This window comes from Mesorhizobium sp. WSM4935 (assembly GCF_029625735.1).
GTDB lineage: Bacteria > Pseudomonadota > Alphaproteobacteria > Rhizobiales > Rhizobiaceae > Mesorhizobium.
This window is the reverse complement of record NZ_JARTVR010000003.1, coordinates 58,465-78,348: the sequence shown is the minus strand read 5'-3', so window position 1 is coordinate 78,348 and position 19,884 is coordinate 58,465. Positions and strand designations below refer to the sequence as shown.

Below are 19,884 nucleotides of genomic sequence, written 5' to 3'. Positions count from 1 at the left end.
TCCTTGGTTCTCAGTAGAGGGTTCTGGCGAGTTTTTCGGCGGCACGGTCGAGATTGCCGGCGTCGCCGCGTCCGACCACCGCATAGGCAACCTCGCCGATCTGGAAATAGGCCGATGAGATGTCATCGGCGGGCGCGACCGTCGGCTTCACGACATCGAATGTGCCCGGCCTGATGGCGAACAGCGAGACAAGACCGAGGTCCCTGGTCTCGACCGCCACCTCGACGCTCGGCCCGAATTGCGAGGGGTAGACCTGGACGTCGCGGATCTTCCAATCATCGGGCAGCGAAGGCATGACGATCGCGGTAGCGGCGCGGATCTCGTCGGCATTGTAGTTCGGCGCTTCCCGCTGCGAGGGCATCGTCTCGCGCACCAGGGTCGTCCGGTGCGCCCGGACCGCATCCTCGACATAGGCCGGCGGCTGCGTCGAGGCGACCACCTTGGTCACCGCGATTGGCCCGAAAATGCCGTTGGCCAGCCAGCCCGCCGCGACCAGGACGGCCGCGGCCGCGGCCCGCTGCAGCACGGCAAGGATACGCCCCCTGGCAAGCGCCCTTTCCAGCCGCCGCGCCGCTTCGGTCGTGGCCGGACGCGCCATGCCGACAGGGCCGGCAAGTGCGACACGCAGTTCGTCGCGCGTCCTCAGGTCCGACATCACGCGCGCCGCCGCTTCCGGGCGCGCGGCAAGGTGCGCCTCGACCTCGATGCGGCGGGCGACATCCAACTGGTCGTCGACATAGGCGTCGAGATCGGCATCGGTTACGGGGTCGACAATGGCGGTCATTGATCGTCTCCCACGATCCTGAGGTGAGGCCTGTTTTTCGGCACAGCGCCCTCCTCCATCTCGCGCAGCGCCGCACGCGCGCGGCCGATGCGCGACATCAGTGTTCCGAGCGGTACGCCGATGACTTCGGCCGCCTGCTGATAGGAAAGCCCTTCGATAGCAACGAGATGGAGCGCGGAGCGCTGTTCCTCCGGCAGAGAAAGAAAGGCTTCCCGAACCTGCGACAGGCGCACCGAATGGTCCTGCGAGGCCGGCACGCTCTGGTCGGCGACAAGGCCGACTTGTTCGATGCGCGCCGCCTCGGAGCGGCGCGAGCGCATGCGGTCGATAAAGATGTTGTGTACGATCGCCAGAAGCCAGGCACGCAGATTGCCACCCGAGCGAAAGGTCGCGCGCCGCTCATAGGCGCGCACCAGCGCGTCATGGACGAGATCCTCGGCGTCGGCGCTGTCGCGCGTCAGCGAGCGCGCATAGCGCCGCAGCGACCCCAACTGCCCGACAATATCGAAGCGTGCCATCGACCGTTTCATGCCCTGTGTACGGAGCATGTAGGGATTTTAATCCCCTCCCCGGCATTTCTTTTCGTGCCGCGGGCACAGCGGAAACCGCTGGCGCGGCGGGATCGATTTGCGTATCACTCCGCCGCCATTGGAGCCTTATCGATGTTCGAGACCCTGCAGCCCGCGCCCGCCGACAAGATCCTTGCCCTGATCGGCCTCTATCGCAACGATCCACGGCCCGGCAAAGTCGATCTCGGCGTCGGCGTCTACAAGGATATTGACGGCAGGACGCCGGTGATGCGCGCCGTGCGCGAGGCCGAGAAGCGGCTGCTGGCGAGCCAGAACACCAAGACCTATCTCGGCCTTGCCGGCGACACCGGCTTCAACGCCGCCATGATCAAGCTCGCCTTCGGCGAAAAGGCAGATCATTCGCGCATCCGCGCGGCACAGGCGCCAGGCGGCTCCGGCGCGCTGAGGCTGGTGGCCGAGCTTGTGCAGCGCACGCGCCCCGGCGCCACTGTCTGGCTGTCCGACCCGACCTGGCCGAACCATCTGCCGGTGATGCGCGCCGCCGGCCTCGAAGTTCGCAACTACCCCTATTTCGATGCGGCTTCCGGCGCTGTCCGCTTCGATGAGATGCTGGCGACGCTCAGGACGGCCAGCAGCGGCGAAGTCGTGCTGCTGCATGGCTGCTGCCACAACCCGACCGGCGCCAACCTCGATGCCGCGCAGTGGGCCAGGGTTGCCGACGTTCTCCTGGAGCGCGGTCTCATGCCTTTCGTCGACATCGCCTATCAGGGCTTTGGAGAGGGCCTCGACGCCGACGCCGCCGGCCTGCGGCTGCTGGCCGGCAAGGTGCCGGAAATGGTCGTCGCCTCGAGCTGCTCGAAGAATTTCGCCGTTTATCGCGACCGCGTGGGCGCCGCGATGATCATGGCCAAGGACGGCGCCCAAGCGGATGTGGCGATGAGCCAGATGCTGGCGGCCGCGCGGGCGCTCTATTCGATGCCGCCGGACCATGGCGCGGCGGCGGTGCGCATGGTGCTCGAAGACGCTGCACTGAGGAAGGACTGGGAGACGGAGCTCGAGGAGATGCGGCTGCGCATGCTCAGGCTGCGCGTGGCCTTCACCGAGGCGCTTCGGCGCCAGTCCAACTCCGACCGCTTCGATTTCGTTGCCAGCCATCGCGGCATGTTTTCGAGGCTTGGGCTGGCCGAGGCGCAGGTCGAGCGCCTGCGCACCGAGCATGCCGTCTATATGGTCGGCGACAGCCGCATCAACGTGGCCGGCCTGCCCGAGGACGGCATGGACGATCTCGCCAAGGCGATCGTCTCAGTGCTCGACTAAGGGCCCGCGCAACTGTGGACAATGGGTTTTTGCCGGCCGGCGGGATTGGTCGCCCGCCGCGCTGCGCGCTAGGGTCTGCAGGATGAAACCCTCGAAAGACATTTCCCGGCTGATCGAGATCATGGCGGCGCTCAGGACGCCGAAGACCGGCTGCCCCTGGGATATCGAGCAGAATTTCTCGACCATCGCGCCCTACACGATCGAGGAAGCTTATGAAGTGGCCGACGCGATCGCGCGCGGCGACTTCGATGATCTGCGCGAGGAACTGGGCGACCTGCTGCTGCAAGTCGTCTACCACGCACAGATGGCCGAGGAGATCGGCGAGTTCGCTTTCGGCGATGTCGTTGAAGCCATCACCACCAAGATGATCCGCCGCCATCCGCATGTCTTCGGCGACGAGAAGGCGCGCAGCGCCGGCATGGCCAAGGGCATGTGGGAAAAGATCAAGGCCGCCGAAAAGGCCGAGAAGCGCGACGCCCGCATCGCGCGCGGGCTCGATCCGGAAGATCACGGCAAGGGCTTTCTCGACAGCGTTCCGGTGGCGCTCCCTGCCCTGACGCGTGCGCTGAAACTGCAGGAGAAAGCCGCGCGTGTCGGCTTCGACTGGAGCGAGGCGGCACCGATTCTCGACAAGATCGAGGAAGAGATCGGCGAATTGCGCGAGGCGCTTGCCACGGGCGACGCCGCGCCGATCAAGGACGAGTTCGGCGACATGCTGTTTGCCGTCGTCAATCTCGGCCGCCACCTCAAGCTCGATGCGGAAGCGGCGCTCAGCGGCACCAATGAAAAGTTCCGCTCGCGCTTCCACTATGTGGAGCAAGCCTTGGCAGCTTCGGGCGGTTCGCTGGAGAAGGCAACGCTCGATGAGATGGAAGCGCTCTGGCAGCAGGCCAAAGGCGCAAAGTAATCAGCCGGTTAGCTGCCGCTCTTGCGATGCAGGCGGTTCTCTATCTCGTGCCTGGCGCTGTGCGTGGCCGTCAGTGAAAGGGTGACGCTGCCGTCTTCATTGTCGGTGCGCGAAATGACGTCGCCATTGCGGTAGAGCCAGTCGACCTGGCCGAGCTGGGCCGGGCTCAATGTCACCGTCATCGTTTCCAGCTCGCCCGACACGCGCGCCTCGATGAGCGCTTTCAGCGTGTCCAGTCCCTCCCCGGTCACCGCCGAAATGGCGATCGGCGGCCTCCTGCCGCTTGCGCCTTCGGCAAGCAGCCGCTCGCGGTTGCCTTCGTCGAGCAGGTCGATCTTGTTCCAGACCTCGATCACGCGGTTCGTGTCGGCGGCGTCGACGCCGAGATCGCCAAGGATGCGTTCGACATCTTCCGCCTGGGCCGCCGTGTCCGGATCGGAGATGTCGCGCAGATGCAGCACCAGATCGGCTTCGACCACCTCTTCTAGCGTTGCCCGAAAGGCGGCGACCAGATGCGTCGGCAGGTCGGAGATGAAGCCGACCGTGTCCGACAGGATAATTGGCGTGCCGTGCGGCAGCCGCACGCGCCGCAAGGTGGGGTCGAGCGTCGCGAAAAGCATGTCCTCGGCCAGCACCCCTGCCCCGGTCAGCCGGTTGAACAACGTCGACTTGCCGGCGTTGGTGTAGCCGACGATCGCCACCACCGGAAACGGCACCTTCTTGCGCTTGGCGCGATGCAGGTCGCGCGTGCGCCGCACCGTTTCCAACTCGTGCTTCAGCTTGGTGATCTTGTCCTGCAGGATGCGGCGGTCGGATTCGATCTGGGTTTCGCCCGGGCCGCCGAGAAAACCGGCGCCGCCGCGCTGCCGTTCGAGGTGGGTCCAACTGCGCACCAGCCGGCCCTTCTGGTAGTTGAGATGCGCAAGCTCGACCTGCAGCGTGCCTTCCTTGGTGCGCGCCCGCTCGCCGAAGATCTCGAGGATCAGCCCGGTGCGGTCGAGCACCTTGGCGTTCAGTTCCTTTTCGAGATTGCGCTGCTGCACCGGCGTCAGCGGATGGTCGACGATGACCAGTTCCGCCTTGCGCTCCTTCACGATGTCGGCGAATTCGGCAACCTTGCCGCTGCCGAGCAGCGTCGCAGGCCGCGGATCGGCGACCGTCACCACCGCCGTGTGAACCGGGTTGAGGTCGATGGCGCTGGCCAGACCAACCGCTTCGTCGTGGCGTGCATCCGCCGAACGACTCAGACGCGGTCGGCTCGACTCATCGTCACCGCGCGGCTGGCGGGCAAGCACCGGCACAATAACAACAGCCCGGGTCGGATCCTTGGCTTCCGGCCCAAGTTGATGTCCTTGTTTTCCGCGAACGCTGCGGTCCGCGTCTTTCTCACGTGCCAATCAGGCGCCCTGGCTTTCCTCGCCATCGAACATCTGAACCGGCTGGCTCGGCATGATCGTGGAAATGGCGTGCTTGTAAACGAGCTGGGAGTGTCCGTCACGCCGCAACAACACACAAAAATTGTCGAACGAAGTGACGACGCCAGTCAGCTTCACGCCGTTGATGAGGAAGATGGTAAGTGGATTTTTGCTCTTGCGAACTGAATTCAGGAACAGGTCCTGAAGGTTTTGCGATCGTTCCGCCATTTTTCTTGTCTTTCGCCGATCCCCTTCGGTCTGCGGGCCAATGCGCCAAATTACGCGGCGTCTGTCAAGCGCGCAAACTCCCTCTTGCCGCCTGAACGACAAGCAGAACGAGATAGTTGAGATTCATTCCACCTTTGCGGTTATCAGGCTGGACTTTTTTCCGCAATGTCAAAAAAGGCCTGCCGCAACGAAAGTGTCATGGAACCGGGATGGCCATTTGCGATCGGCGCGCCGTCGATTTCGACCACCGGCATGGCGATTGTGGTTGCGGAACTGATGAAAGCTTCGCGCGCCGCCTTGGCTTCGGCCACCGAAAAACCGCGCTCCTCGATCGTGAGGCCGAGCTTGGCGGCGACATCGAAGAGCGTCGTGCGGGTGATGCCGCGCAGGATGCCGTGCTCCGCCGGCCGGGTCACCAGGACGCCGTCGCGGGTGACGATCCAGGCGTTTGACGAGCCGCCTTCCTTGACGTTGCCGTCGGTGTCGACGAACCAGGCTTCATGGGCTCCTGCTTCCTTGGCCTTCTGCTTGGCGAGCACATTGGGCAAAAGGCCCGTGCTTTTGATGTCGACGCGGTCCCAGCGATTCTCTGGAACGGTGATGACTTTGATGCCGGTCTCCGCCCGCTTCGCACTGGCAGCCGGATCGGCCTTTCTGGCGGTTATGACCAGGGAAGGCTTCGTGCCTGCGGGCGGAAAGATGAATTCGCGGCTGGCGACGCCGCGCGTCACCTGCACATAGACAAGGCCGTTGACCACGCCGTTGCGATTGACCACCTCGCGCAGCAGCATCGGCAGCACGCCTTCCGAGACCGGCCAGGCAATCGACAGTTCCTTGAGCGAACGTTTGAGCCGGGCAAGATGGCGCGGCATGTCTACGATATGGCCTCGGGCCACTTCGCAGACCTCATAGACGCCGTCGGCGAACTGGTAGCCGCGGTCCTCGATATGGACGCTGGCTTGGGCATGGACGACGTAGCGCCCGTTGACATAGGCAATGCGCGGCATGGGAATCCTCAGGGAAATATCCGACTTTCTTAGGGTGATTCCGCCCCCGCCGTAATGAACAATCGCGTGGGCCAAGCCGGTTTTGGAGTCCCGTGCAATTCCGGACGGAAGGCTCCGGCGAAGCCGCAGAGCCTAACCGCTGCACACTTTCCTGGAATTGCTTTAGACCCCGAGCGACTTCAACTTGCGATGCAACGCCGATCGTTCCATGCCGATGAACTCGGCCGTCTTCGATATGTTGCCGCCGAAGCGGTTGATCTGGGCGATCAGATAGTCCTTCTCGAACTGCTCGCGTGCTTCGCGCAGCGGCAGCGCCATGATGTGTTGGTCCGACTGGTTAGGCGTGCGTGGCATGACGTCGCCGATCTCGGAAGGCAGAAGGTCGGCGGTAATCGGGGCGTCGGGATTTTCCCCCCGCGCCAGGATCATCAGCCGTTCGACATTGTTGCGCAACTGGCGAACATTGCCCGGCCAGTTATGCGCTTGCAGCACGGCCAGCGCATCGTCGCCGATGCGGCGCGGCTTGATGCCGGCCTGGCGCGCGATCTGCTTCATGAAATTGTCGACGAGGTAAGGGATGTCCTCGCGCCGCTCGGCGAGCCCCGGCACCATGACCGGAACCACCGCCAGGCGATGGTATAGGTCCTCGCGGAAGCGGCCGTCGGCGATCATCGCCTCGAGGTTTTGCGAGGTGGACGAAATGATACGGACATCGACCTTGACGCGCTTGGTGCCGCCTACACGCTCGAATTGCTGCTCGACCAGCACGCGCAGGATCTTGTTTTGCGTCTCGCGCGGCATATCGGCGACTTCGTCGATGTAGAGGATGCCGCGATGCGCTTCTTCCAGCGCGCCGACCTTGCGTTCGGTGCCGTTCGATTCGGTGCCGAACAGCTCGATCTCCATGCGCTCGGGCGTGATGGTGGCCGCGCTCAGTGTCACGAATGGACCGCTCTTGCGCGACGACAGCGCGTGGATGGCGCGCGCCGTCAGTTCCTTGCCGGAGCCGGAAGGGCCGACGATCATGACGCGGCTGTTGGTCGGCGCGACGCGCTCGATGGTCTGCCGCAACTGGCTCATCGCCGACGACATGCCGATCAGGTCGAAGGTCTCGCCGCTGCGCTGCTTGAGGTCGGAGACCTCGCGCCGCAGCTTGGACGTTTCCAGGGCGCGCTCGGCGATCAGGATCAGGCGATCGGCCTTGAACGGTTTCTCGATGAAGTCGTAGGCGCCACGCCGGATGGCCGACACCGCCGTTTCGATGTTGCCATGGCCGGAGATCATCACCACCGGCATGTTCGGATGCATGGTCTTGATCTCGTCGAGCAGCGCCAGGCCGTCAAGGCGCGAGCCCTGCAGCCAGATGTCGAGGAAAATCAGCCGCGGCGCGCGATCGGCGATCGCCGCAAGCGCGCTGTCGGCATCATGCGCCGTACGGGTTTCATGACCCTCGTCGCTCAGTATACCGGCGACAAGTTCGCGGATGTCTTCCTCGTCATCGACGATGAGAATGTCAGACGCCATTATCGACCTTTTCAGTTTCTCGTTCGTGTTCGTTTCGGCCTTCACCGCGTGGCGGCGCGGCTGCGACCGTCGCCGGCGGCAGGATGATCGAGATCATCGCGCCCCGGCCGCCATGGAAATCCTCTGGCGCGTCGTGCAATTCGAGACGGCCGCCATGGTCTTCCACAATCTTCTTGACGATAGCGAGGCCAAGTCCGGTGCCCTTTTCGCGCGTCGTCATATAGGGCTCGAGAAGCCTTTGGCGATTCTCGCGCGGCAGCCCCTTGCCGTTGTCGATAACATCGATTCTTATGGCGCCATCTTGGCGTCCGGCCTGAATCCGGATTGTGCCGTCCGAACGGTCTTGCGCATCAAGTCCGTCGATCGCCTCGGCCGCGTTCTTGATGACGTTGCCGAAGGCCTGCGCCATCAGGCGGCTGTCGAAAGTGCCTTTCAGCGGCTCGCTGCCGAAGTCGCGTTCGAAGACGATGTCGGAGCGGCTGACCTCGACCAGGAAAGACGCCTCGCGCAACGACTCACGAAGGTCGATTGCCTTCATCTCCGGCTTCGGCATGCGGGCAAAGGCCGAGAACTCGTCGACCATGCGGCCGATGTCCTCGACCTGGCGGATGATGGTGTCGGTGCACTGGTCGAAGACCTCCCGGTCCTCGGTGATGACCTTGCCGTAGCGGCGCCTGATGCGTTCGGCCGAGAGCTGGATCGGCGTCAGCGGGTTCTTGATCTCATGCGCGATACGCCGCGCCACATCCGCCCAGGCAGACGAACGCTGCGCTTGGACGAGATCGGTGATGTCGTCGACGGTGACCACATAGGATTTCTCCTCCTCGCCGTCGTCGCCGGACTCGACCGTGACCTGGACATTGAAGGTGCGCTCCAGACCGGTGCGGAAGAAAGTCACCTGCTCGCGATAGACCGGCTTTCCGGACTGCCGTCCGATCTCGAAGACGCGGCCGACAAGCGGCAGGACCGCCGAAAGGTTCTGGCCGAGCGTCGCATTCGCCGAAATCGCCAGCATGGTCTCTGCCGAGCGATTGACGATGGTGATGATGCCGTAAGGGTCGACACCGATGACGCCGGCGGTGACGCCGGCGAGCACCGCCTCGGAGAAACGCCGGCGCTCATCGATCAGATCCTTGGCCGAGAGCAGCTCATTGCGCTGCGACTTGAGCTCCAGGATCATGTTGTTGAAGGTCTCGCCGAGCGAGGCGACATCGCCATCGGACTGGCGCACGGGAACGGCAACGTCCAGATTGCCGGTCGCCACCTCGTCGGCGGCGCCGATCAGCTGGCGGATCGGCCGCACAAGCCGGTCGGCGACCGCAATCCCGGTCCAGATCGCCGACAGCGTGATGATCAGCGTGAGCGACAGATAAGGCAGCGCGAAGGCGACTTGCGAGGTGCGGCGGTTGTCCTCCAGGTTGCGGTATTCGTCGGTGTTGGACCTGACGATCTGGCGCGCCTTGATCACGTCAGGATCGACCAGGCGGATCGTATAGAGGAAAAGCCCGTCGAGCTCGCGCAGCTTGATGATGGCGCCCATGATGTTGCGGGTGCGCGGCTCGATCAGCACCGGCTTGCCGTCGGCCGCGGTGTCGACAGCGCCCGCGGGCGGCTCCGGCATGGGAAAATCGGCATCGGTCTTGGCGTTCATGACGAACGAGCCGTCAGGCTTGATCAGGGCCGCATGCGCCAGTCCGCGGCCCACGGCTTCCTTGTTCAACAGGTCGAGGAAACCGCCCTTGTCGAGGCCATAGAGCGTGCGCGAGGCATCGAGATCATATGCCATGGACAATGTCGTGCCCTGCAGGTTGCGCGCATTCTCCTGCACATAGGCGTCGGCTATCGACAGCGACGAGTTGACGATCGTCTTGGTGCGGATTTCGAACCAGCGGTCGAGGCCGATATCGAGCGTGATCGAAGCGATGATCGCCACCATGATGGCCGGAATGGCGGCGACCAGCGCGAACATGGCGACGATGCGCACATGGAGCCGCGAGGCAGCCCTGCCGTGGCGCCGCGCCAGGACAATGCGGCGCACCTCACGGGCGATCAAGGCGATGAGGAACAGGACAAAGACGGCATTGGCCGCGATCAAGGCCCAGGTCGCGTCGGCGTTCGGCGCGATCGGTGTTGCGCCGACCAGGATCGCAAACGAGATGGCCGCCGTGATCATCGCGCCGGCAATCGCTACCACGCCTGGCAACGCCAGCAAGCGTCGCCCATCACGCGTGCCGGTCTGGTTGAAAAGCGGTTGGTTCAGGGTCGGAGCCTCAGCTGCCATGTCGCGGTACAGAGTCGGTCATAGCGTCGGATGTATGCAACGCATTGTGGCGATTATGCAACAAGTGTGGCCGGGAAGATAATCTTTCCCGGGCAAAAATTCGCCGAAAGGACGAAGTGACGCTACGGCTGCCTCGACGACTTGTAGACGTTGACGCCGAGTTCGCGAATCTTCTTGCGCAGCGTGTTGCGGTTGAGCCCCAGAAGCTCCGCGGCCTTGATCTGGTTGCCGCGCGTAGCCGTCATCGAAGCCAGCACCAGCGGATACTCGACCTCGGCAAGAATGCGCTGGTAGAGCCCGGCCGGCGGCAATTCGCCGGCGAAGGAGGCGAAATAACGCTGCAGGAAATGCTCGACCGCCTGGCCGATCGACAGATCGTCGGGAATGAGCGCGCCGCCGTCCGGCACGACCGGCCTTTCGCCGGTCTTGAGCTCGGATTCGATGATCTCCGACGAAATCTCGTCCTGCGAGTAGAGGGCGGCCAGCCGGCGCACCAGATTTTCCAGCTCGCGCACATTGCCCGGCCAGGGATAGCGCTTCATGAGCTCGATGCCGCCGGACGAAATGCGCTTGGTTTGCAAGCCCTCGCTGGCGCCCTGCTTGAAGAAATGCCGCACCAGATCGGGAATGTCCTCGGAACGCTCGCGCAGCGCCGGCAGCCTGAGCGGCACGACATTGAGGCGGTAGAACAGGTCTTCGCGGAATAGGCCCTGGTTGATGAGCGTGCGCAGGTCCTTGTTGGTGGCCGCGACGATGCGCACATCGGTCTTGATCGGCGTGCGGCCGCCCACCGTGGTGTATTCGCCCTGCTGCAGCACCCGCAGCAGCCGCGTCTGCGCCTCCATCGGCATGTCGCCGATTTCGTCGAGAAACAGCGTGCCGCCCTCAGCCTGCTCGAAACGGCCGCTGGAACGGTTCTGCGCCCCGGTGAAGGCGCCCTTCTCGTGGCCGAATAGTTCCGATTCGATGAGGTCGCGCGGAATCGCCGCCATGTTTATGGCCACGAACGGGCCGCCGCGACGGCGGCCATATTCATGCAGCGCGCGCGCCACCAGCTCCTTACCGGTGCCGGACTCGCCGCTGATCATGACCGTGAGGTCGGTCTGCATCATGCGCGCCAGCATGCGGTAGATGTCCTGCATGGCGGCGGAGCGGCCGACCAGCGGCATCGTCTCAGGCTGGTCTTCAGCGCGGGCATCGAGCTTCGGCCGCTTCGGCTCGGCCAGCGCCCGGTTGACGATGTTGAGCAGCTCGGTGAGGTCGAAAGGCTTCGGCAGATATTCGTAGGCGCCGGTCTCGGAGGCGCGGATGGCGGTCATGAAGGTGTTCTGGGCGCTCATGACGATGACCGGCAGCTCGGGTCGCGCCTTCTTGATGCGCGGCAGCATGTCGAAGGCGTTCTCGTCCGGCATCACCACGTCGGTGATGACCAGATCGCCCTCGCCCGCCGCCACCCAGCGCCAGAGCGTCGAGGCATTCGACGTCACGCGCACCTCGTGGCCGACGCGCGACAGCGCCTGGTTGAGCACGGTGCGGATCGCCGCATCGTCGTCGGCGACCAGGATATTGCCGCGAGCGCTCATTTGCGGTCTCCTTCAGCTTCGTCGCCCGAGCCCTGCGACGTCTCTTTCCAGGCCGGCATCAGGACGCGGAAAGTGGTGCCGCGCGGCGTCGAATCGCATTCGATGATGCCGCCATGCTCGCCGACGATCTTGGCGACCAGCGCCAGCCCGAGGCCGGAGCCGTTCGGCTTGGTGGTGATGAACGGATCGAACAGAATCGGCAGGATGTCCTCGGAAACGCCGGGGCCGTTGTCATGCACGCAGAATTCCAGCGGCAGCGAGACACGGTCCTGCGTGCCAGGTACCGAGACGCGGATGCCCGGACGGAAAGCCGTCGACAGCACGATCTCGCCCTGCGGGTCGGCGCCGATCGCCTCGGCGGCGTTCTTGACCAGGTTGAGAAAGACCTGGATCAGCTGGTCGCGGTTGGCGAAGACCGGAGGCAATGATGGATCATATTCCTCCAAAATCTTGATCCGCCTCGCAAAACCATTCTTGGCGATCGCTTTTACGTGATCCAGAACGACGTGGATGTTGACCGGATAGCGCTCGATCGGCCGCTCGTCGGAAAACACCTCCATGCGGTCGACCAGCGAGACGATGCGGTCTGTCTCGTCGGTGATCAGGCGGGTCAGCGCGCGGTCTTCGTCGGACGCGGAAAGCTCGAGCAGTTGAGCGGCGCCGCGGATGCCGGAGAGCGGGTTCTTGATCTCATGCGCGAGCATCGCGGCAAGTCCGGTGACGGAGCGCGCAGCACCCCGATGCGTCATCTGGCGGTCGATCTTGTCGGCCATCGACCGTTCCTGGAACATGACGACGACCGAGCCCGGGAACTCCGGCACCGGTGCGACATAGAGATCGACCATCTTCTCGATGCCGAGGCGCGGCGAGGAGACATCGACACGGTATTCATTGACCGGCGCGCGGCGCTCGCGCACCTGGTCGACCAGCGTCAGCAACGGGCTGCCGAAGGGCACCAGCTTGGAGAGCGTGTTGCGGGCAAGCATATTTGCGCTGGAGCGGAAGAAGTCCTCGGCATCGGCATTGGCGAAAGTGATGAAGCCGTCGGGGTCGACCATTATGACCGGGCGGCGGATGGTGTTGAGCACGATATTGGCGGCATCCGCCATATCGGCCTGCTGGGGGACATCGGCCTTCATGCTGCGCTCCGTAGGCCAGAGGTCGCAGCGCCCTCGGAAAGTGCCCGGCGCAATTCCGCCACGACCTCGGCCGGTTCGAACGATGTGAGGATGCGTTTGCGTTGCTCGGCTGAAACATCGGGAGCATGACGGTCGAGATACCAGCCCAGATGCTTGCGCGCCTGGCGCAGCCCGCTTTCGATGCCATAGAGCGAGAGCATGTCCTCGTAATGCGAGACGACGTAATCGGCGATCGCTTGCGGCGTTTGCGGGGTGCCTTGCGCGCCTGCGCCGGCGGCGGTCGTGGCGATGCCGCCGGCGGTCCAGGGCGCGCCATAATGCGCGCGGCCGATCATCACCGCGTCGGCGCCGGACTGCTCGAGGATTGTCGCCGCTTCTTCCGGCGAGCCGACATCGCCATTGGCCACCACCGGAATCGAGACGGCTTGCTTGACGCGCGCGATGGCGCGCCAGTCGGCCTTGCCCTGATAGAACTGGCAGCGCGTGCGGCCGTGCACCGTCACCATCCTGGCGCCGGCCTGCTCGGCGCGGCGCGCCAGCATCGGCGCATTGAGCGCGCTTTCGTCCCAGCCGAGCCGCATCTTGACGGTGACCGGCACCGAAACGGCCGCGACTACCGCCTCGATCAGCGAAAGCGCATGGTCGAGATCGCGCATCAGTGCCGAGCCGGCATACCCGCCGGTCACCTTCTTCGCCGGGCAGCCCATGTTGATATCGATGATATCAGCGCCCTCGCCCGCCGCGATTCGCGCGCCTTCGCCCATATGCACCGCCTCGCGGCCGGCCAACTGAACCATATGCACCGGTAGGCCGGAATGGCGGATGCGGAGCTCGCAGCCCGCCCGGCCCTTGGCCAGCTCGCCGCTCGCCACCATTTCCGACACGACCAGCCCCGCGCCATGCGCGTGGGCGCGCTGCCGGAAGGGCTCGTCGGTGATGCCGGACATCGGCGCGAGGAAAACCCGGTTGCGGATTTTCACGCCGCCGACATCGAGTGGCGATGCCAATGTGGTCAATTCAGCCATGCACAAAAACCAAGCATGTTCGATCATTGCACATTCTCTAGCCAGAAGTGCGGCATTGTGCAACGCGCAATGACGTCACATTAAGGCGCATTTTGGAAAAAGCTGGCCTTCGGCCATCACCCCGACTAGAGCATGATGCCGAAAAGTGTGAGCGGTTTTCGGCCGACATCATGCTCTACTTCTTTGATTTAGAGACGGATTCAGATTTCAGGTCGAATCGACCTGAAATCATCCGGCTCTAGGACCGATCGGAATGAGCGAGGCAAGCGAAAAGCAAGCGGCGTCCCCACGCGGCGGGATCGGGGTGGTGATCGTCGCCGCCGGCCGCGGTGCGCGCGCCGGACAGGCCGACGGCCCGAAGCAGTATCAGCGCATCGGCGGTCGTGCCGTCATTGCGCATACGTTGGATATGTTCCTTTCCCATCCCCTGATAGGGCCGGTCGTCGTCGCCATCCATGCCGACGATGCCGAGCTTTTGCAGCGCGCGGCGGGGGCGCATGCCGAGCGTCTCATCACTGTTATCGGCGGCCCCTCGCGCCAGGCATCCGTCCGTCTCGGCCTCTTAGCGCTGCGGGAGCAGGCACCGGCAAAAGTGCTGGTGCATGACGCCGTACGCCCGTTCGTCGACGCCGGGCTGATCGACCGCACCATAGAGGCCATCGGCGAGCGCCAGGGCGCGTTGCCGGCGCTGCCCGTCGCCGATACGCTGAAGCGAGAATCGGCCACCGGCATGATCGACGAGACGGTGTCGAGGGCCGGCCTTCATGCCGCGCAGACGCCGCAGGGTTTTCCGTTCTGGCCGCTGCTCGCCGCGCATGAGAAGGCGCATCATCTGGGCAAGAGCGAGTTCACCGACGACGCGGCGATCGCCGAATGGGCACAGATACCGGTCAAGATCGTTCCCGGATCGCCGGACAACGTCAAACTCACCTGGGCAAGGGACATTGCATTGGCCGACCAGCGGCTCTCGAACGCACAGCAGCGCTTCCCGGATATTCGCACCGGCAATGGCTACGACGTGCATGCGTTCGAGCCCGGCGACCATGTGACGCTCTGCGGCGTCGCCATTCCCTATGAGCGAAAACTCTCTGGCCATTCGGACGCCGATGTCGGGCTGCATGCGCTGACCGACGCGCTGCTTGCCACCTGCGGCGCCGGCGACATCGGCACGCATTTCCCGCCATCGGACCCGCAATGGAAGGGGGCGGCCTCGAAGATCTTCGTCGAGCACGCGGCGAAGCTGGTGCGTGAGCGCGGCGGCCGCATCGCCAATGCCGACATCACGCTGATCTGCGAGGCACCGCGCGTGGGGCCGCATCGCGCGGCGATGACGGAGGCGCTTTCGGCCATGCTCGGCATTGCGCCCGAGCGCATTTCGATCAAGGCCACGACCAACGAGAAGCTCGGCTTTGTCGGGCGCGGCGAAGGCATTGCCGCGATCGCCACGGCCAGCGTCGTCTATCCGGGAGAAGTGCCGGCATGAGCAACGCCGAACTCGCCATTGCATTGCTCCAGGCCTGCCAGCAACGCAGCATCATGCTGGCGACGGCCGAGAGCTGCACCGGCGGCCTGATCATCGCCGCGCTCACCGACATCGCCGGGTCCTCCGCAGTGGTCGATCGTGGCTTCATCACCTATTCCAACGAAGCCAAGATGGAGATGCTCGGCGTCTCCGCAGCCACGCTCGACGCGCATGGCGCGGTCTCGCGCGAGACCGTGCTGGAGATGGCGGCAGGCGCGCTGACGCATTCGCAAGCAAGCCTGTCCCTCGCCGTCACCGGCATTGCCGGCCCCAGCGGCGGCTCGGCGGACAAGCCGGTCGGTCTGGTCTGGTTCGGGGTTGCATTGGCCGGGCAGCCGGTGGTCGCCGAACAACAATTGTTCGGCCAAAAGGGCCGCGAATTCATCCGGCATGAGACGGTGCGGCATGCGCTGCAACTCGGATTGCGGACGCTTGGCGAACGTTAGGCCGGTTTCGCGCCGTAGATGACGTCGGCGCGCTTCTCGAAGGCTTCCGAGAACATGCGGAAAGCGCGGTCGAACATCGTGCCCATCAGAGCGCCCAGGATGCGGCTCTTAAATTCGTAGTCGATGAAGAAATGCACCTCGCAGCCACCCTCGGCGGGATCGAAGCGCCAGATGTTGCTCAGATATTTGAACGGGCCGTCGATGTATTTGACATCGATCGCGTTCTCGTCGGGCTTCAGCAGCACCTGCGTCGTGAAGGTCTCGCGGATCGCCTTGTAGCCGATGCTCATGTCGGCGACCAGGATGGTGCGGCCGTCGCGCTCTTTGCGCGAGCGCACGGTGAGCGATTCACAGAGCGGCAGGAATTGCGGGTAGGCCTCGATGTCAGCCACCAGCGCGAACATCTCTTGCGGCGTATGCGCGACGCGGCGTGTCGCCTCGAATTTCGGCATTGAAGGTCAGCTGGCCTTCGCCAGCTGCGCCTCGCGCGCCGCGCGCAGCCTGGCGAAATCCTCGCCGGCATGGTGCGAGGAGCGCGTCAGCGGGCTCGACGCGACGAGGAGAAAACCCTTGGTCTTGCCGATCGTCTCATAGGACTTGAACTCGTCCGGCGGAATGAAGCGAATCACCGGATGATGCTTCTTGGAAGGCTGCAGATACTGGCCGATGGTCATGAAGTCGACATTGGCCGAACGCAGATCGTCCATCAATTGCAGCACCTCGTTCCGCTCCTCGCCGAGGCCGACCATGATGCCGGATTTGGTGAAGATCGACGGGTCGAGTTCCTTGACCCGCTGCAAAAGCCGAATCGAGTGGAAATAACGCGCGCCGGGACGGACCGTCAGGTAGTTCGACGGCACGGTTTCGAGATTGTGGTTGAAGACGTCGGGCTTGGCCGCAACGACGATCTCCAGCGCGCCGTCCTTGCGCAGGAAGTCGGGCGTCAGGATCTCGATCGTCGTCAAAGGTGCCGCCGCGCGGATGGCGTGGATAACGTCGGCGAAATGCTGCGCGCCGCCGTCGGCCAGATCGTCGCGGTCGACGGAGGTGATGACGACGTGGCTCAGCCCCATTTGCCTGACGGCGTGCGCCACGCGTGCCGGCTCATCGGGATCGAGCGCCGTCGGGATGCCGGTCGCGACATTGCAGAAGGCGCAGGCGCGCGTGCAGATCTCGCCCATGATCATGAAGGTGGCGTGCTTCTTGTCCCAGCATTCGCCGATATTCGGGCAGCCGGCTTCCTCGCACACCGTCACCAGCTTGTGCGATTTCACGATCTCGCGCGTTTCGGCATAGCCTTTGGAAACCGGCGCCTTGACGCGGATCCAGTCGGGCTTGCGCAGCACCTCCTGGTCGGGCCTGTGCGCCTTCTCGGGATGCCGCGGGCGCGGCCGGTTGGCGATCGTGTCTACGACTGTGACCATTTCAAATCCTTCGCGGCCGCGGTGTCGGCGGCCGCCTGTCCTTCGTCATCTAAGACTTTTCGAGGCAAAGAAAAAGGCCGCGCCGGCGCATGCCGCCACGGCCTTTTCCGCATAGCGGCATGCGTTCAGCGCCGAACAAGCCGCCCCACGAAGATCAGCAGGCAGGCGCCGATGAAACCGGTGATCAGATAGGCGACCCAGCCGACGCCGAAGGACTGGATGTTCAGAGCCTGCAGGATCGCGTTCAGCACCACGGCGCCGACGATGCCCATGATGATGTTCATGAAGATGCCGGTGTTGCTCTTCATAACCATTTCGGCGAACCAACCCGCCAGACCGCCGACGATGATGGCCGTGATCCAGCCGACGCCATTCATATGCATGTGCCAATTCCTCCTCGATCAGATGAAAATGCATCCGGATATGAACTGCCTTGCCGTCAGTTTTCTCCGGCTGCCGCGTGTGAGTCTCGCCCGACCAATTTAGCACAGATCGGCCACCTATCGCCGATCGGCGATTCATCACCGATTGGTGGCCTGTCACCAATCGGTGACCTGTCATGCGTTCAAAGCGCGGCTATAGGCGTCGAGCACGCTCTCCTTCATCATCTCCGACAGCGTCGGATGCGGGAAGATCGTGTGCATCAGTTCTTCCTCGGTCGTCTCCAGGTTCATCGCCACGACAAAACCCTGGATGAGCTCGGTCACCTCCGCGCCCACCATATGCGCGCCGAGAAGCTGCCCGGTCTTCTTGTCGAAGATGGTCTTGACGAAGCCCTGGTCCTCGCCGAGCGCGATGGCCTTGCCATTGGCACTGAAGGGGAAGCGGCCGACGCGAATATCCTTGCCTTCGGCCTTGGCCTTCGCTTCGGTCAGGCCAACGGACGCGACCTGCGGGCTGCAATAAGTGCAGCCGGGGATCTTCAATTTGTCGATGGCGTGCACGCCCGGGAAATTGGCTATCTTTTCGATGCAGACGACGCCCTCATGCTCGGCCTTGTGGGCGAGCATCGGTGGGCCGGCGACATCGCCGATGGCATAGATGCCGGGCACATTGGTCTTGCCGTAGCCGTCGACGACGACACAGCCGCGGTCCGTCTTCACGCCGAGCGCTTCCAGGCCAAGATTTTCGATGTTGCCCTGCACCCCGACCGCCGAAATCATGCGATCGGCGCTGATCTTCTCGACCTTGCCGTCCTTCATCTCGACATGCGCGGTAACCGAATTGGCTGATTTCTCGACCTTGGTCACCTTGGCTTCGAGGATGATCTTCATCCCCTGTTTCTCGAACTGCTTCTGCGCGAATTTAGAGACCTCGGCATCCTCGACCGGCATGACCTGCGGCAGCAGCTCGACCACGGTCACGTCGGCGCCCATGGTGCGGTAGAAGGAGGCGAATTCGATGCCGATGGCGCCGGAACCCATGACCAGCAGCGATTTCGGCATTTCCTTCGGCACCATGGCCTCGAAATAGGTCCAGATCAGCTTGCCGTCCGGCTCGATGCCGGGCAGCGCGCGCGGGCGGGCGCCGGTCGCCAGGATGATGTGCTTGGCGGTGTAGGTACCCTCGCCCTTGACGTTCTTCGGCACCGGCGGCTGCGGCTCCATCGCCTTCTTGGCGGTCTTCGAAACGACGACCTCGCCCGGTTTGTCACCGGAAGGAGCCTTCGAAAGCTTCGCCTCGCCCCAGATGACATCGACCTTGTTCTTCTTCATCAGGAAGCCGACGCCGGTGTTCAGCCTGAGTGACACTCTTCGCGAGCGGTCGACCACGGCGGCCGTGTCCGGGCTGATCTTGCCGCCTTCGAGCTTCAGGCCGTAATCCTTGAGGTGATCCGAATAATGCATGATCTCGGCCGAGCGCAGCAGCGCCTTGGTGGGGATGCAGCCCCAGTTGAGACAGATGCCGCCCAGATGCTCGCGCTCGACGATCGCCGTCTTGAAGCCGAGCTGGGCGGAACGCACCGCCGTGACATAGCCACCGGGGCCCGAGCCGATGATGATGACGTCGTAGGATTCAGCCACGGGTTTTCTCCCTGATCTTTCTGGGGGTTAGAGTGAGAGCATGACACGCACGAGCGGCGCCAGCGCCTGGCCGATACGTCGCGTGTTCTCGGCATCGAGATGAACGCCATCGAGCGGCGTGGTGGTGGCAACCGTGCCGGCATCGAAGAAGCCGCAGCCGGCTTCGTCGGCCAGCAGGGAATATTGCGGCGCCAGACGCTTGGAGGCGTCGTCGCCGCCGGCGAACATTTCCTTGAATTCGGCATTGTCGGTGCGGGTGACCGCGGGCGGCGCGACGATAAGGATCTGCGGCGCCGGCCAGTCGAAGGGATAGTCATGGCCGCGCACGATATCGATCAGCCGCTGCATGCCCTGCTTGGCCGCGACCGGATTGCCGTGGATCCAAGGCTTCATGTCGTTGGAGCCGAGCATGATAACGACGAGATCCAGCGGCGCATGGCTGGTTAGGATCGTCGGCAGAATACGGGCGCCATTGCGGTCGGCACCGGCCAGATGGTCGTCGAAGGCCGTGGTGCGGCCGTTGAGACCTTCAGCGATGACCTCGACGTCGCCGCCGAGCTCGGCCGCGAGCACGCTCGGCCAGCGATCTTCGAGCGCATGGCGGCCGAGGCTGGCGGCGTCGTAGCCCCAGGTCAGCGAGTCGCCATAGCACAGAATTGTCTTCATGCGGTTGCCTCACCCCTGCCGAAACCTGGCCGCGAACGCCTGACGCCGCGGCGAGCACACGG

General features: G+C 64.0%; 19 protein-coding genes. 4 read left to right on the top strand and 15 right to left on the bottom strand.

Annotated features, from left to right (window positions below):
• Window positions 1-10: 10 nt before the first annotated feature.
• A complete protein-coding gene (locus tag P9273_RS08375; protein WP_278048471.1) occupies window positions 11-784 on the bottom strand; it encodes an anti-sigma factor family protein in 774 nt (257 codons plus the stop codon).
• Window positions 781-1,314: a sigma-70 family RNA polymerase sigma factor gene (locus tag P9273_RS08370; RefSeq protein ID WP_442920206.1), complete on the bottom strand. Its 534-nt coding sequence runs from the start codon at window positions 1,312-1,314 to the stop codon at window positions 781-783. The genes P9273_RS08375 and P9273_RS08370 overlap by 4 nt, the downstream gene beginning before the upstream one ends.
• 132 nt (window positions 1,315-1,446) lie before the next feature.
• On the opposite strand from P9273_RS08370, the gene P9273_RS08365 reads away from it, so the two are divergent.
• Together P9273_RS08365 and mazG are read left to right on the top strand one after the other, a co-directional pair.
• Window positions 1,447-2,631 (top strand): amino acid aminotransferase, encoded by a 1,185-nt coding sequence (locus tag P9273_RS08365; protein ID WP_278048468.1) that lies wholly within the window; start codon window positions 1,447-1,449, stop codon window positions 2,629-2,631.
• Between the two features lie 82 nt (window positions 2,632-2,713).
• The gene (gene mazG, locus P9273_RS08360; RefSeq protein ID WP_278048466.1) at window positions 2,714-3,538 is read left to right on the top strand and encodes a nucleoside triphosphate pyrophosphohydrolase; all 825 of its coding nucleotides are present in this window, start codon (window positions 2,714-2,716) and stop codon (window positions 3,536-3,538) included.
• 8 nt (window positions 3,539-3,546) lie between these two features.
• Here mazG and hflX read toward each other — a convergent pair whose 3' ends face one another.
• The 8 genes from hflX to dusB all read right to left on the bottom strand — a co-directional run bounded on the left by hflX (window position 3,547) and on the right by dusB (window position 13,740).
• Window positions 3,547-4,935: a GTPase HflX gene (hflX, locus tag P9273_RS08355; protein WP_278048465.1), complete on the bottom strand. Its 1,389-nt coding sequence runs from the start codon at window positions 4,933-4,935 to the stop codon at window positions 3,547-3,549.
• Window positions 4,936-5,181, bottom strand: coding sequence for an RNA chaperone Hfq (hfq, locus tag P9273_RS08350; protein WP_006202172.1), 246 nt, complete (start codon window positions 5,179-5,181; stop codon window positions 4,936-4,938).
• Between the two features lie 143 nt (window positions 5,182-5,324).
• Window positions 5,325-6,188: a D-amino-acid transaminase gene (locus P9273_RS08345; protein WP_278048451.1), complete on the bottom strand. Its 864-nt coding sequence runs from the start codon at window positions 6,186-6,188 to the stop codon at window positions 5,325-5,327.
• 162 nt (window positions 6,189-6,350) lie between these two features.
• Entirely contained in the window at window positions 6,351-7,712 is a 1,362-nt protein-coding gene (gene ntrX, locus P9273_RS08340; protein WP_040994731.1) for a nitrogen assimilation response regulator NtrX, read from the bottom strand.
• Window positions 7,702-9,993: a sensor histidine kinase NtrY-like gene (locus P9273_RS08335; RefSeq protein WP_278048450.1), complete on the bottom strand. Its 2,292-nt coding sequence runs from the start codon at window positions 9,991-9,993 to the stop codon at window positions 7,702-7,704. The genes ntrX and P9273_RS08335 overlap by 11 nt, the downstream gene beginning before the upstream one ends.
• A gap of 122 nt (window positions 9,994-10,115) precedes the next feature.
• Window positions 10,116-11,576: a nitrogen regulation protein NR(I) gene (ntrC, locus tag P9273_RS08330; protein WP_040982916.1), complete on the bottom strand. Its 1,461-nt coding sequence runs from the start codon at window positions 11,574-11,576 to the stop codon at window positions 10,116-10,118.
• On the bottom strand, window positions 11,573-12,715 hold the full coding sequence (locus tag P9273_RS08325; RefSeq protein ID WP_278048448.1) for a two-component system sensor histidine kinase NtrB: 1,143 nt from the start codon (window positions 12,713-12,715) through the stop codon (window positions 11,573-11,575). The genes ntrC and P9273_RS08325 overlap by 4 nt, the downstream gene beginning before the upstream one ends.
• Complete coding sequence (gene dusB / locus P9273_RS08320) at window positions 12,712-13,740, bottom strand: tRNA dihydrouridine synthase DusB (protein WP_278048447.1); 1,029 nt, start codon at window positions 13,738-13,740, stop codon at window positions 12,712-12,714. The genes P9273_RS08325 and dusB overlap by 4 nt, the downstream gene beginning before the upstream one ends.
• A gap of 253 nt (window positions 13,741-13,993) precedes the next feature.
• Between dusB and P9273_RS08315 the strand changes: the two genes are divergently transcribed.
• The gene (locus P9273_RS08315; protein WP_040994722.1) at window positions 13,994-15,223 is read left to right on the top strand and encodes a bifunctional 2-C-methyl-D-erythritol 4-phosphate cytidylyltransferase/2-C-methyl-D-erythritol 2,4-cyclodiphosphate synthase; all 1,230 of its coding nucleotides are present in this window, start codon (window positions 13,994-13,996) and stop codon (window positions 15,221-15,223) included.
• Window positions 15,220-15,708: a CinA family protein gene (locus P9273_RS08310; protein WP_278048446.1), complete on the top strand. Its 489-nt coding sequence runs from the start codon at window positions 15,220-15,222 to the stop codon at window positions 15,706-15,708. Before P9273_RS08315 ends, P9273_RS08310 begins: the two co-directional genes overlap by 4 nt.
• On the opposite strand, the gene P9273_RS08305 is transcribed toward P9273_RS08310, so the two are convergent.
• From P9273_RS08305 to P9273_RS08285, 5 genes are all read right to left on the bottom strand, one after another.
• Window positions 15,705-16,160, bottom strand: a complete 456-nt coding sequence (locus P9273_RS08305) for a type II toxin-antitoxin system RatA family toxin (RefSeq protein WP_278048445.1) — start codon at window positions 16,158-16,160, stop codon at window positions 15,705-15,707. The genes P9273_RS08310 and P9273_RS08305 overlap by 4 nt on opposite strands.
• Window positions 16,161-16,166: 6 nt before the next feature.
• Entirely contained in the window at window positions 16,167-17,132 is a 966-nt protein-coding gene (gene lipA / locus P9273_RS08300; protein WP_040994716.1) for a lipoyl synthase, read from the bottom strand.
• A 125-nt stretch (window positions 17,133-17,257) separates the two neighbouring features.
• Window positions 17,258-17,515, bottom strand: coding sequence for a GlsB/YeaQ/YmgE family stress response membrane protein (locus tag P9273_RS08295; RefSeq protein ID WP_040982931.1), 258 nt, complete (start codon window positions 17,513-17,515; stop codon window positions 17,258-17,260).
• A 174-nt stretch (window positions 17,516-17,689) separates the two neighbouring features.
• A complete protein-coding gene (gene lpdA, locus P9273_RS08290; protein WP_278048444.1) occupies window positions 17,690-19,156 on the bottom strand; it encodes a dihydrolipoyl dehydrogenase in 1,467 nt (488 codons plus the stop codon).
• Window positions 19,157-19,183: 27 nt separating this feature from the next.
• Entirely contained in the window at window positions 19,184-19,822 is a 639-nt protein-coding gene (locus P9273_RS08285; RefSeq protein ID WP_278048443.1) for an SGNH/GDSL hydrolase family protein, read from the bottom strand.
• Window positions 19,823-19,884 lie beyond the last annotated feature (62 nt).